This window comes from Alteromonas sp. 14N.309.X.WAT.G.H12 (assembly GCF_036697315.1).
Classification (GTDB): domain Bacteria; phylum Pseudomonadota; class Gammaproteobacteria; order Enterobacterales; family Alteromonadaceae; genus Alteromonas.
On record NZ_JBAHZB010000002.1, the window covers coordinates 190,187 to 203,377 of the forward strand.

A 13,191-nucleotide genomic window follows, 5' to 3' on the forward strand; every position below is an offset into this window, starting at 1 on the left:
TTGGTTAACTGGGTTGCTCGTCGCCACCAAATTTGATGAAAGAAACCGTATCGCTCCTGGGTTTGCGGGATTGACTAAACCACTCTCGGGGTGTTTCTACGCGTTTTTGACTGCGGGTACGCCACTCTTTTTCGCTCGACACACTAATTAGGCACAACGATGATGAAACTTACTTTTTTTCTAGGGTACTGTTGCGTACTGTTTTCGGCATCGAGCCTAGGCTGTCAGTATCATGATTACAGCGACAGTAAAATCCCCCAGTTTCCGCCCCTCTCTCCGGCACTGCACCCGGTGATGCTGCAACACTTTAAGCCCCCCAAAGACGTACCGTTAGATGTTTCCCTTTCTTCCAGTAACACTTCAGGGAACAAGGGTGCGTTTACCATTCACTACAACATTCATCCGGACTACCACAACGTTAAAGTAGAACTGGTAAGTAGCAAAGGCGTAAAACTATTGGATAGTTCCACCATTTATTTAACCCGCATAAGCGGCGATCGGTCGGTGAGGTATCAAGCGGTGTCTGATGATCCGAAGAGTGTGCGCGTACGCATTTCCGCAGTGCGTAAGGATATGCCCATTATTGTTGAAAAACGGCTTAGACTTTCGGCAACCTAATAGAAAGCGATAAAAAGATGGCCCGCCTCAGCCTTTGTTTTAGATAATATTGGTAAGACGAAAAGAAGTATCGCTGTGTTAAAAGACGGCCTTTCACAGAAGACTGTGAGACCGTGAATCTTTTGCTTATTTCAAATCTTTTTTTAGTCGTTAAGCGATCTTGGGCCTTTGAAAAGTAAATAATCCTTTATTCACTAAGCTATCCACCGTCTCTTTTATTAAAAACCCAAGAAATTTGCTGCTATCTGAATACACTTTTTTCTCACCCATTTCTCTCATTTTATTTGATATATGAAAAATATTACCACAACCAATCATAATATGTTTAAATACATGTAATGTACAATTTATTTACAATTGAAAAGCTTGTGGAGATATGGGATGGTAGCAGAGAAGAAGTGCGCGATAGTTATGTTGTCAGGAGCCTTGCTTAGCGCATGTAATATGGAGGATAGCCAAGATGTAAGCCCCTTTCTGATAGCCGATACGGTTAAGGAATACGAATTGACTTGGTATGATGAGTTTGAAGGTTCAGCTGTTGATGAGAGTAAATGGCAATATCGATTAGACTGCAAGCATTGGAGCAAGCAACAAAAAGCAAATAATGTAGTCTCCGGAGGTGTATATCGCATTTTGCTGAAAAAAGAGCGCGTCCTTTGCCCTAAAAACAATTGGCTACAACCAGGTCAAAAAGAAGGTGATGAACCTGCTGGCGTCGTGCAATATTCTGGTGGTGGAATTATTTCTAAACGCCTTTTTCGCTATGGCTTTTATGAAGCCCGCTTGAAGACTCCAGTTGGCGCAGGTTGGCATAGCTCTTTCTGGATGATGCGATATCTCCAGAAAACTGAAAATAGTGATAGCCTGACATTCGACCCACTTGCCTCTCCCCTCAATAGCCATATCGAGCTTGACCCCTTCGAAAACGATTCAATCGATCCTACGCATTTTCAAACTGACGCTCATCAGTGGAAACCTAAACCTGGCACCGAAGATGAAGGACGCACACAGAATAAGGTAGGTACCAAACAAATACGCTTCAACGATGGCACGACCCTTACAGATTTTCACATCTATGGTATGGAATTTACCGAGACCCACCTTCGTTATTACTTCGATGGAGAACTGATAAGCGAAACGGCGTTTCCAGCAGCCCGCTATAAACACAACGATGTAAATATTTGGCTTACCGGTTTAGGTACATTTCTAGGTAACACCCAAGCCATAGATGACAGCGCCTTACCCGAACAAATACAAGTCGATTATGTTCGTTTCTTTGAAAGAAAAAAATAAACAATGTATTAATTGTTGATAGTGTTTTATGAAAACTAAAAACTTAAAAAATGTCTGTTTGAGCACGTGCCTGCTGAGTGTATGTCTATCTCATCATACAAGAGCAGACACCGTTCTCCCTCTTTCCGACCCTATGAATAAAGGGGGGTGGGTACTAAACACAGAAATAAGCGACGAATTTGATGCTGATAAAATCGACGAGGACAGATGGTTCATTGTTGGCAAATTTAAAGATGGTAAACCACAGTATGTGCATCCTGACAACCCCGATAAATGGGTGTGGAAGGGCCGAGCTCCTTCGCAATTTTCAGGTCGCAACTACCGTTTGGAAGACGGAAGGTTAATGCTTGAAGCGCGCTGGGAGCCAGACTTCCCATTCACTGACGAGATTAGAAAGCCGACATTTGGTAAACCCATGAAACACGAGAACATCACCACCCCCTGCTTTATCGGTCGCCGCTCGTTCACTTATGGATACATCGAAATAAAAAGTAAATCTGCCGATGCCGAGATAAGCAGTGCGTTTTGGGCCATGGGACCAAAAATGGAGTTCGATTTTTTCGAGTCATTTGGCGATAGTCGTGAAGATCCTAACAAAGAACACTTAGACAGCGAACTTTGGTGGTCAATTCGCGATTGGGAGAAACCCGTAGGCGGCAAGCCTAGCTACACGGAAAGAAAACAACTGGGTTTTAGAATGGCCGATGATTTCCATGTATACGGCATAGAGTGGAGCGAGCACGGTGTAAACTACTACATTGATGGTGAACTCTTTTCATCGGTAACCCCGGAACAAGTAACGGCCTGGGCGAAACAAAATCGTGAAGGTCTTCCAGATGACTATGATGGCTATGTTGCCACCCGCCCTATTAATTTGTGGCTAGATATGGAAACCTTCCCTTGGCACGGCTACCCAAACAGCTTAGAAGACTTAGAAAAAAATAGCCCTGAAGGTAAAAAGCATGACGGTGTTGTAGATTTCGAAGTGGAATATATCCGAGTGTGGCAAAAGCCAGAAGATATGAGATAAAAGCTACCCGCTTTTTAAATACAATATCCAGTCAAGGCTCGAGTTTTTCAATTTGAGGGAACAGTAAGTAGACTTGCTGATACCCCTCTATATCAAAAGGCTCTAGTAACGGTATCTGTATACCTTCATCTATGTATTTTAGCGCCCGATTTCAGATAATAAGTACACCAGTCATGGTTTAAATTTGTTCGATGAACAACGATATTAGATCGAAGCGGACCGCCTCGGCTGTGCCAACCACAGTCCGCTATTCGCTCATTTCTCTCGTTTAATATTGCACACTTCAAAGGTGACAATTAGCACTCATGCTTATATAACGTCACGATCCAGCGCATCTATACATAAACCGTACATAGTCTATAGCTTTATATTTGTTCCTACTTCAATATTGTCTACAGACTTTTCTTCTCCATTCGCCCAAATGACATGTACGTTCTCCACATGGTTACATTCACCAATACCAAAGTGCATTTTGCTATTAAGCATATGGTGGAAACCATCACCCGTAGTACCTACATGTTGCGTTTGCTGTTTACCACAGGCTGTAATAGTCACTTTCGCGCCTGTTGGCTGCGCCTGTTGTTCCTTGGATGCGCCAACTTCTACTTTGATGAAATTACCCAACACATCCTTTGGAATTTGGTTTTTAGCCAAATACCAACGACCTCTTTCATTGCCATATACCACATCAACCCGGCCATCTTGGTCATAATCGAAAGCCGTTATTCCAACCCCGGTAGCGCCTATTTCGTCGGAGGTTAAACCTACGTGTGGAAGCTTTTTAAAGCCTTTGCCTTTTTCATTCATCAAGACGTAATGTTCAACGGGAAGCGACATATTACCATAAGGCGTTATGGCTAAATCCATAAAGCCGTCATTATTGAAATCTGCCGCCGCAACACTGGTGGTTTGTTCCTGTATATTAATACCTAAATTATCGGTTACATCTTCAAAACGCCCGTCACGGTTTTCTAATAAACGCGCCGGTAAGGGCTTTCTCTTCATTTCCTCAGGATGATTCACGACATTTTTTATGACCGCCGACAATCGTGACTTTACTGCACCGCCCACGCGCCATTTACCGTTCCCCATATAACCAATATGTAAACCTTTTAACGCTTGACCTTCCGGCCAGCCCATCGCGTCTTGCGGTTTAATCTCAAGACGCCCCCCCATATTGGACGCCGTGCGTTCGGCTTCAACAACATTCTCTTCGCTGCCAAGCTGAATATCATATGTCGCCCAGGTTTCCTGAATGTTTTCAAGAATCAGATCCTCTCCTTCAATGGTTATGTCGTCATACATGAATTTTTTTCTGAACACGAAGAACGCAAAGTTTTTATTTTTAGGGTCGTAATAAGACTCCTGTTGAAATTGATATGGACTGCGGGTTAGAAACAAGTCAAAGTCACCGTCGTTGTCATAATCTATTTCCGCAATATTAATCACGTTATGAATGTTAGCTAATTCGCCTAGGACTTGTTCAGTGCCATCAACATATATTCCATTGCCCTGACCTATTGATAAGGTCATATCTCTACCACCAAAGGTAATAATGTCGGAGATATTGTCGTTATTCACATCGGTGATCAGCGTTTTAAATGATAATGCATCATGAGGAATAGGTAAGGTTAGTGGGTGGGAAAAGTTCTTCCCTGAATTAAAGTACAGTTGATTTGTCGTCAAAGACTTCACGTTTTTTGGCGCAAACCCCGTGGTGAATAAATCTAACTTATTATCACCGTTGGCCTCTAGAAATTTAATAGCTCGTCCTCTGCTGGCACTAAAGTGTGAAAATGTACCGCCCTTGGTGATATGGCGTTGTTTATCCACGCTGAAATAGATAGGCCGCCTTGGGTTGCCGCCATCGCCCCCCCCTGGAGATATAACAATATCCATGTTGCCGTCACCATCGTAATCAGACACACCTAGTCCGTGGGTATCTCCCGTAGTTATCACAACAGGTTCAGAAAATACCCCTTCGTTGTTCCAATAAATAAGTGCGTTAGTGCCATGCTGCGTGGTTATGACGTCGTCCCATCCGTCCTGATCAACATCTGCGGTAACTGCTGCCCCCCATTTTCGTTGGAGTGACTGAGTAAAAGGTATTACGCCATTCGTTCGTTTGAACATATTGCTCATAGGCGTTGTTTCTTCACTAGCTGAGGGTGCCACTTTATTCGCGCACCCGCTAAGAATAGACGTTGATATCAACAGAACACAACACGCGATGTGCAATTTTTCTACTGGTTTCATTTGTATTCTCATTAAATCGTTGAATTGAAGCATAGAGAAAAAGGCGAGCCGATTTAATACTTCGAGCGCGCCTTTCAATACTCCGTCAAACTAAAAGTTTGCTCTTACACCAATTGCGTAGCGCGTACCGGTTGATTCAACGAAAGCAAAACGACTATCAAATCGTCCGCCCTGGCGCGAGTAAGAATTCGTTAGATTAGTTCCTTCAAGGAACACCTGAAGATTTTCTTGTATATTCCACGCAATACGCGCATCTAACTGATCATAATCTTCAACAAAAATTGGCTCTACACCATTTAAACGCTCAAAATAACTCTGACGCTTGTTGTAAGCAATACGTGCTTCAAACGTATTATCGTCATAAAACAATACTAAGTTTTGAGAATCGGAAAGACCTGGTAACACAACATTATTTTGCGCATCACTGCTATCGAATTCATCTGACGAATTAACGTAAGTAAGGTTTGCATTTACCCCCACGTACTGCAATAGACCTGGCAAGTAATCGAAGGTATGCTGAAACGCTATTTCAGCACCATAGACTTCTGTACTTTCTAAGTTTCGCGGGCGCGTGATAGTAAAGAAAATATTATTACCTTCAATATTGGTTCTGTCTTCTGTAATTTGGTCTAAGTGATTTGGCTCTGGTACAGTAATCGCCTCCCGTTGCTCACCACGCACTATGTAACCATCAATCTTCTTATGAAATAGACCTAATGAGAACAGCGTCGTTTCGTTAATATAGAATTCACTACTGAAATCAAAATTGGTTGATTCATAAGGTTCTAAATCTGGGTTTCCGCCCACACCGCGCAAATCAGATAAACGTAAACCCGGATTAATTTGAATACCTGGATTTAACGAGCTCAAGTCGGGTCGAGTCAGTGTTTTAGAAAAGGCTCCACGCAAAATAACAATATCGTTAACACGAAGCTTAGCCGTAATATTAGGTAGCCAATTGTCATATTTATTCGTTTGAGATAGTTCGCTTGGTTCAGACTCAGTAAAATCTAACACGTCATCTCTTAATGGATTTGGCGCGAAATCAATATATTGAGCCGCAAAACCCGTAGAGGTAGTTTCAGTCTCGGTGTAGCGTAACCCCGTATTAACCGTTAACTCCATATCATTGAAATACTGAGAAAACTGCGCGTTTACGTACAATGATGTAATATCTTCTTCAATGGTGTAACCTCGGCTTGGGTCAATGAGAGCATCAAAGCCATCTGGCCCTAACGTTTCGGCGGAAGAGCCAGCTGGCAAACCATACATCTCATCACGCAGAGCGAGTGTTGCTGGGTCTTCAAGAAAATCTAAAAGCTCTTCAACGTCATAATCGATATAGCTGTTTGGATAGTTTCCGGGTACGCCATCTAAATAACCATCACGGAATTTTAACGTTAACAAGTCAGAAGGAATTGGAACGGGTCTGTTGGCGTAAAGTGTACGTGAGTTACTGGTATGTGCATCGGTATGTATTTTTTCCTGCTCACCATAGTAAGCGCCAAAATCAACCTTTGTGAGAAAATCGCCGTCTACAAACCATTCAAAGTCGGTTTTAAACTCTTGGATATGGTCTTGTTCACCTGCACCTTCACGGGTAGATGCCCAAGAAAATTGTTCATTTGGATCTGGCTGAGTAATTTCATCACCTAGTACATAGTCGAATTGATCAACGACACCATCCCCATTCACGTCTGTCGAACTCGGTGTAAACTGGTAGTTCGTGATAATAGGTGCAGCAAAACCTCCGGTATTGTCATAGCGTTGTATCGCAGGAGCACTTGCCACCACAACAAAATAATTTTTTCCCGCGTTGTCGTCTTTTGCACGAGAATTTGACCAGTCAAAAGTGCCAGATAATGAATCCGTTATGTCCCACTCAAATTTTGCACCAAGTTGAAACACATCAGAGTCTCTATTTTGGGCAATAAATGTATTAAAAGGGCGACCTATTTGATCGTAACGAACAATAACGTTATTTTCATCGGCCACGGCATTATGGAAGGTTGGAATTTCGTTGTATTGAAGTGATGCAATAGACTGCGCTTCTACGCGAAATTTACTGTACAGACCGTCAATAGTAAGCCTGATATCTTCACTGGGTCGATACTGAAATGAGCTGGTCATACCGAACCGTTCTCTGTCTTCGTTTGCACGAATATACCGGGTTTGTTGTTGGTGCGCGTATGTATTCACACCTTCATTGCCTACACCATTAGCAAACAATGTCTTTTTACGTGCATCGTCGTAAGTTCGGCTTAGGTAATTTGCCCCTTCAACTTGATCGTTACCCGTTTTACGCCCTTGATAGGATGCAGAAAACAACAAGCCTACTGTATCATCAGCAAACGTGTTCGTAATGAGTCCAAACACTTGAGGTGCCGACTCCTCCGATTTATCGTCGTAAAGCCCACGGGCACTTGCTACAGCTGAGAATTTGCCAATCTCTAGAGGGCGTTGTGTTCTTAAATTAATGGTTGAGCCGATACCACCTTCCTGAAGCTCTGCAGATGATGACTTAAACACATCAGCGCCACCAATCAAGTCTGCCGGGAGTAACGAGAAGTCAAAGCCACGACCTGCAGTTTCTGAGGCTAAGCGACGACCGTTCACCAACACAGTATTAAATTGTGGACCGAAACCACGCACAGTCACTTGCGATCCTTCACCGCCGTCACGACTGATGGAAACACCGGAAATGCGTTGTAGGGACTCAGCTACGTTAGTATCAGGAAACTTACCAATGTCTTCGGCTACAATACTGTCTACTAAATCATCGCTGCTTTTTTTCAAATCAAGCGCTCTTAACTGGCTGCCTCTAATACCTTTAACGATAATCGTTTCCGTATTGTCTTGAGTAGCCTCTGCGTCAGTTTTCGCTAGTGATGAATGAGTAACGGCACAAGATAGGATAGCAACGATAGCCGACGCTAGTTTTGCTTTTTGAAACATACGCTTTCCTTAACTTCATTACAAAAGAGAAGACAGGTTTGCTATATAGGACAAAACAAAAAAGCACAACATCCCATATACACAAACATATTATGTTTGCAGATGTTATACTTTCAGCTTGCTTTGCGTCAACTTAAAAAAACATTTAATTAACAAAATGCTAAATATTTTGAATTTTTAGTGCGCAGATGCCGGGCGTATCTATTTACAAAACGTTAGCAAAAATTCTCTTCTGATTGCGGGCGAATAACGAGCTCATGAACATGAGCGTATTGAGCCGTTTGCAATAGATTAAAAACGGCTTTTGCTACATCGCTGGCTTGCAAGTATTCAGGGCGGTCAGCTTCTCTGAAGGGAGTATCAATACCACCTGGATAGACAGACAACATTTTAATGTTGTCTTGTCTAAGCTCTTTACGCATCACCTTGGTGTAGGCATCGAGCGCGGCTTTGCTTGCTGTATAAGCAGCTATGCTCGGATTTGAAAAAAGGCAGGCCGTAGAAAGGATATTAATCACTACGCCATGCTTACGGGATTGCATAGAAGGGACCACGGCTTTCATAAAACGGATAGGCGCGTAAAAATTGACCTCCATCAACCAACTTAGCTCTGAATGGCAGGTATCGATTCCGGTCTTTCTTACATTGTTTAGTCCGGCGCAGTTAACCAAAATATCTATATTTCCATATTTTTGGGTAGCGCGTTTGATAAAGTCAGTTGTATGCTTTGCATCTGTTACGCAAAAACTTTCACCGTAAACGGAGTTACTAGGCAAATCCGCTAACGTTTGCTTCAACTTTTCTTCGGTACGACCACATACACTTACCGAGAAAGCTTCATTTGCTACAAATCGGGCTAGGGCCTGACCAACCCCCGAAGAGGCACCTGTAATTACAATGTGCTGCTTTTTGTCAGCCATAACATCCTCTTTTTACTGATCTGCGATAAGCGCATTTAGGATTTACCAATGAAGGTAGGTGTTTAAGTTGGTAAATGTTTGTGTCGCTTGTTCATTATTGCTCCAAGAAATCGTTGCCGTAACCGGATCGGTACACGTGCCTAAACCGAAATGTAACGCCGTATTCGAACTTGAAGAGTAGGCCGCCGAGGTTTGTCCCACTTTCTTTTTCTGCTTCTTGCCACATGCGTTAATTTCTACCACAGCACCTACTGGACTCGCGTTAGTCTTTGGTGATGATGGTACGTGAATGCCGATAAAGTTATTCTGTGTCATCGTGTTGTGGAACAGATGCCACTTACCGCGTTCATTGCCTATAAGTAAATCAACGGCGCCATCTAAATCATAATCTATCGGTTCAATACCAAGCCCTAAAGCCCCCAGCTCTTCACTCGTTACGCCATGAGATGTACTGGCTTTAAAACGCTTACCCTTGTCATTCAAAAAAACCAGTGCGTTATTAGGATGAATGAGATCGCCTTTTTGCGCGACGACAAGGTCGGAGTAGCCATCGCTATTAATATCCGCTACGGCTGAAGAGACCGTATTTGCTCGATAGGTGATCCCCGTTTGGGTTGAAGCATCCTTAAATGTTCCGCCGTTATTTACCAGCAACACATCGCTCAACGCATCAGGTTTTTGCATTTGAGGAAATGCCGTAACACCCTTTATCACTCCGGTGGAAATTGAAAAGGTTGCCGTGGCAAATTGCCATTGCCCATTCCCTATATAGCCAATATAAGCGCCCTTTTTATCTAACTTATCGGGGAATCCTAGTGCATCGCTATTAACAAGACGAACATCTCGTCCAATGTGTGTCTCTCCTTCAAACGCATAGGGATAAGCTGACTCACCGATAAATAAGTCTTTTGTAGGCCACTGACTTTGAAAATTAATGAATTCTATGACGGGACCAGCATAAAACGCAGGAAAGGTATGAACCCCCCTTAACCAGTAATATCCTAATAATTGCAGGCTTTTATCGTAGAAAGTTTGCCCTGCTTGATACTCTACAGATCGCGTGACGAATAAGTCAAAGTCTCCATCGTTATCAAAATCAATTTCATTGATACTCGTGACATCTTTCAAAGGAGTAGGGAAAACACTACTCGTCACGTCTTCATATTCGAACGCTTTCGTTGCTTGATAGGCCCTTGCTTTATCATTACCGTAAATGATTAAATCTGGTAACCCATCTTGATTAAAATCTGTTACGAGGGTTTTCTGGCCATCCCTTCTTACGGCTGGTAGTTTAGTTTCCTCAGCAAATTGCCCATTTTGTGTATTATTAAATACGTAGCTTTCACTTTCCCCCTCCATTTCCCGTGAGGGAAAGGCAAAATTAAGCAAATCTAACCAACCATCTTTATTTAAGTCTACAAATTTCACCGTGCGCCCACGCATAAAGGGCATAGGCTGATCAAAGTCTGGCACAATAGATATTTCTCGCGTTTTTGTTATGCTAAAAAATTTGGTATTTCTAGCATTACTCCCTGAACCTCCGCCTCTTGACACAGCTATTTCTACATTGCCGTCTTTATCAAAATCCCCAACGGTAATACCGTGCATATCGCCCATTATGAGGTCGTAAGGTTTAGTAAAGCGCCCTTTGTTATTCCACAAAATTTTTAAGCTAAAACCATGATCATTGAGTAACAGGTCAGGAAAACCATCTTGGTCAAGGTCTGCCACTGTAGCTACATCCCATTTACGTAAATTACTATTTACTATTGGAAGATCGCTTGTCGCTTCCTCGAAAAAAACACTGTCGTTACCAACAACGGAGTTATGAATGGCCTTTTGCTGAACAGCGCTTTCACCACTTAATGGCGTATCATCCATGTCCGAAACGTTTGCACACGCAAAGGAACTAACGCCAAGAGCTATCACAATCGCGTTAAATAGATATTTACGCGAAAAACCACTACCAAGAAGAGCACCGATGAAAAGGTATCTAATAAACATAATAACGAGCCCACAAAAATGATTAATGCGAACATATCATGTTTACATTAATCACAAATTAGAGAAAGGTCAACTTTGTTTACAAATGCATAACATGGTAGATAGGTGTGGGTGATTTAAGCTTGGGAAAGCGTTTAGGCTGAAGAGAAATAATGCGATATACAAAGATGTGGCGCGATATTATTTATAAGAGTTAGATACACACCGCTGCATGCGTTCAACATACAGCGGTCTGATTTTGGCCCGAGTAAACGGTGGCTTAACTATATAATGTTTATTCCACAGGAACGACACTATAATCGTCAATAAGTACTTTAGCACCAGCCGGTAGCCCGTAAAACTCCCATAGCGTAAATACATCGGTCACTTGGCTCCAAGTATCTGGCACTGTCCATATGCGGGCACCAGTGGAGTCGTCTACAAACTCTACATATTGCCACTCAGTCGTAGAAGCCAGTTCTTGAGTGAATGACACGCCCCCACCTTCAGTCATTCTTCCGCCGTATCCTGTTGCACCATCAGGGATACCGTCATATACCCAAGGTACAATGACATGAGATATCGACACCGGTTCGCTCGGTACCTCTTCTAACTTCACCCAAACAGCGAATTTAAAGGATTTCCCAATAGAATCTAAACCTCGTCCGTAGGTGGCACTGTACCAATTGCGCTGCTTATTCCATACTTCCTGAGCGACGCGAGAGTATGCAACACCGTCATCATTCACTACCGTTCCGGCGGTAATTTCAACGGCCTTTCCGCTACCGGATACACTTGTAGCTACGGCAGTCGCACTCGCATTCCCTTTGTAGGGAGCACCTTCACCATTAAGCATAAAATCGGTATTAAACCCAGCAGCGTGTGCAGATTCTCCCGGGTTGCACATTGCGTTTGCAACCGTTGTTAGATCCACTGTCTTTTCGGTAACCTCAGACAATGGCGTTGCGCCAGTATCACCACTTTCGAGACGGACGGAAACGGTAGAGACTTCACCGATTTGTGTCGGTGTAGCAATGACACCAAATGCGCCAAAGCCCGAAGCCTCACTACCTACGACGGGAAAGTCTACGTCATTTGTTGACTGCCATTTGTAGGTATAACTGCCGTTAAGCTCGTGATTAACAACAATAGGTTGTACATTAATACCTGCTGCTACACACGCAGGTACTTCTTTCGTTCCCAAAGAAGCCCCTAATTCATCTTTATCATCATTAGTCATCGATAAACTAAACGCTGCGGTTACTGTAATGGTCGCTGTCGCCGATGCATCTGGATTATCTAGGCTTGTTGCAGTAAAGCGTGTCTGCCCCACAGATTTTGCAGTTACTACGCCATTTGCATCTATAGTTGCAATCGACTCGTCCTCTACCGTGAACTGCAAAGAACTATCACAAGCAAAAGCGGGTAAGGTACTCGCGATAACTTGCGCTTGCCCTCCAGCTGGAACTTCAACGTCCGATGCCGCCACTTGTGTCACTGCATCATCTTGCGCTACAACGGTAATAGTCGCTGTTCGTTTTGGAGGATTTTGCCCTGCTTCATAATCATAGCCATCATCGATGATATAGCTTACATTATATGATGCCGACTGAGGAAAATCGCGTATGCCATCGGCAATGGTATTCCCCTCTTCGTCCTTGGCCCCTTTTTTATCCGTGGTATCACATTGGCGCAAGCTATCTGAAAACGCATCAGTATCTACCAGTAGTGACAAACCATCATCAGATAATCTAAAGGGTGATATCGTCTGGTTCGCCACCGTATTTGATGGCGCTTGTGGAGTAACAAAGTTGTTTTGTGCCTCAATATTTAACTGGCTAATAACAATGAGTCCATCAAACTCTGATGCGGGTTTGCCATCAATAGTCGCTCCATCCAAGAGATCAATAGCCACCACACCATTATTTTCTTCTAAGTTAGCAACTATAGGCGCATCGCTAAAAGAAACTGGTTCGTCAGAAGAAAATTTAGGATTAAAGCCTTCATCGCTACCCCCACATCCGCTTAATAATAAACATGATGCAGAAGACAGCAGTAAAGTATGTAGCAAGTTAGTTTTCATCTTACTTCTCCAAAATTTGAAAGGCATACTCCTTTCAAGTACACCTCTAAAAA

At 43.0% G+C, this 13,191-nt stretch carries 8 protein-coding genes; 3 read left to right on the forward strand and 5 right to left on the reverse strand.

Annotated features, from left to right (window positions below; all coding sequences use genetic code 11):
* The first annotated feature begins 159 nt into the window (after positions 1 to 159).
* The 3 genes from V5298_RS02240 to V5298_RS02250 all read left to right on the forward strand — a co-directional run bounded on the left by V5298_RS02240 (position 160) and on the right by V5298_RS02250 (position 2,941).
* Positions 160 to 618, forward strand: a complete 459-nt coding sequence (locus V5298_RS02240) for a hypothetical protein (protein WP_332929838.1) — start codon at positions 160 to 162, stop codon at positions 616 to 618.
* Between the two features lie 381 nt (positions 619 to 999).
* Positions 1,000 to 1,911 carry a glycoside hydrolase family 16 protein gene (locus V5298_RS02245; RefSeq protein WP_332929839.1) on the forward strand — a complete coding sequence of 304 codons (912 nt, stop codon included), beginning with the start codon at positions 1,000 to 1,002 and terminating at the stop codon, positions 1,909 to 1,911.
* A gap of 133 nt (positions 1,912 to 2,044) precedes the next feature.
* On the forward strand, positions 2,045 to 2,941 hold the full coding sequence (locus V5298_RS02250) for a family 16 glycosylhydrolase (protein WP_332929840.1): 897 nt from the start codon (positions 2,045 to 2,047) through the stop codon (positions 2,939 to 2,941).
* Positions 2,942 to 3,298: 357 nt separating this feature from the next.
* Here V5298_RS02250 and V5298_RS02255 read toward each other — a convergent pair whose 3' ends face one another.
* From V5298_RS02255 to V5298_RS02275, 5 genes are all read right to left on the reverse strand, one after another.
* Positions 3,299 to 5,230 carry a CRTAC1 family protein gene (locus tag V5298_RS02255; protein ID WP_332929888.1) on the reverse strand — a complete coding sequence of 644 codons (1,932 nt, stop codon included), beginning with the start codon at positions 5,228 to 5,230 and terminating at the stop codon, positions 3,299 to 3,301.
* A 57-nt stretch (positions 5,231 to 5,287) separates the two neighbouring features.
* A complete protein-coding gene (locus V5298_RS02260) occupies positions 5,288 to 8,152 on the reverse strand; it encodes a TonB-dependent receptor (protein ID WP_332929841.1) in 2,865 nt (954 codons plus the stop codon).
* 215 nt (positions 8,153 to 8,367) lie between these two features.
* Positions 8,368 to 9,072, reverse strand: coding sequence for an SDR family oxidoreductase (locus tag V5298_RS02265; RefSeq protein ID WP_332929842.1), 705 nt, complete (start codon positions 9,070 to 9,072; stop codon positions 8,368 to 8,370).
* 42 nt (positions 9,073 to 9,114) lie between these two features.
* A complete protein-coding gene (locus V5298_RS02270; RefSeq protein WP_332929843.1) occupies positions 9,115 to 11,076 on the reverse strand; it encodes a CRTAC1 family protein in 1,962 nt (653 codons plus the stop codon).
* 274 nt (positions 11,077 to 11,350) lie between these two features.
* Positions 11,351 to 13,138 (reverse strand): Ig-like domain-containing protein, encoded by a 1,788-nt coding sequence (locus V5298_RS02275; RefSeq protein ID WP_332929844.1) that lies wholly within the window; start codon positions 13,136 to 13,138, stop codon positions 11,351 to 11,353.
* Positions 13,139 to 13,191: the final 53 nt, after the last annotated feature.

What these genes read in the sequence shown, in the direction of transcription:
- V5298_RS02265 (WP_332929842.1), bottom strand. Translation starts at nt 9,072, where the DNA reads ATGGCTGACAAAAAGCAGCACATTGTAATTACAGGTGCCTCTTCGGGG.
- V5298_RS02260 (WP_332929841.1), bottom strand. Translation starts at nt 8,152, where the DNA reads ATGTTTCAAAAAGCAAAACTAGCGTCGGCTATCGTTGCTATCCTATCT.
- V5298_RS02255 (WP_332929888.1), bottom strand. Translation starts at nt 5,230, where the DNA reads ATGCTTCAATTCAACGATTTAATGAGAATACAAATGAAACCAGTAGAA.
- V5298_RS02240 (WP_332929838.1), top strand. Translation starts at nt 160, where the DNA reads ATGATGAAACTTACTTTTTTTCTAGGGTACTGTTGCGTACTGTTTTCG.
- V5298_RS02270 (WP_332929843.1), bottom strand. Translation starts at nt 11,076, where the DNA reads ATGTTTATTAGATACCTTTTCATCGGTGCTCTTCTTGGTAGTGGTTTT.
- V5298_RS02275 (WP_332929844.1), bottom strand. Translation starts at nt 13,138, where the DNA reads ATGAAAACTAACTTGCTACATACTTTACTGCTGTCTTCTGCATCATGT.
- V5298_RS02250 (WP_332929840.1), top strand. Translation starts at nt 2,045, where the DNA reads ATGAATAAAGGGGGGTGGGTACTAAACACAGAAATAAGCGACGAATTT.
- V5298_RS02245 (WP_332929839.1), top strand. Translation starts at nt 1,000, where the DNA reads ATGGTAGCAGAGAAGAAGTGCGCGATAGTTATGTTGTCAGGAGCCTTG.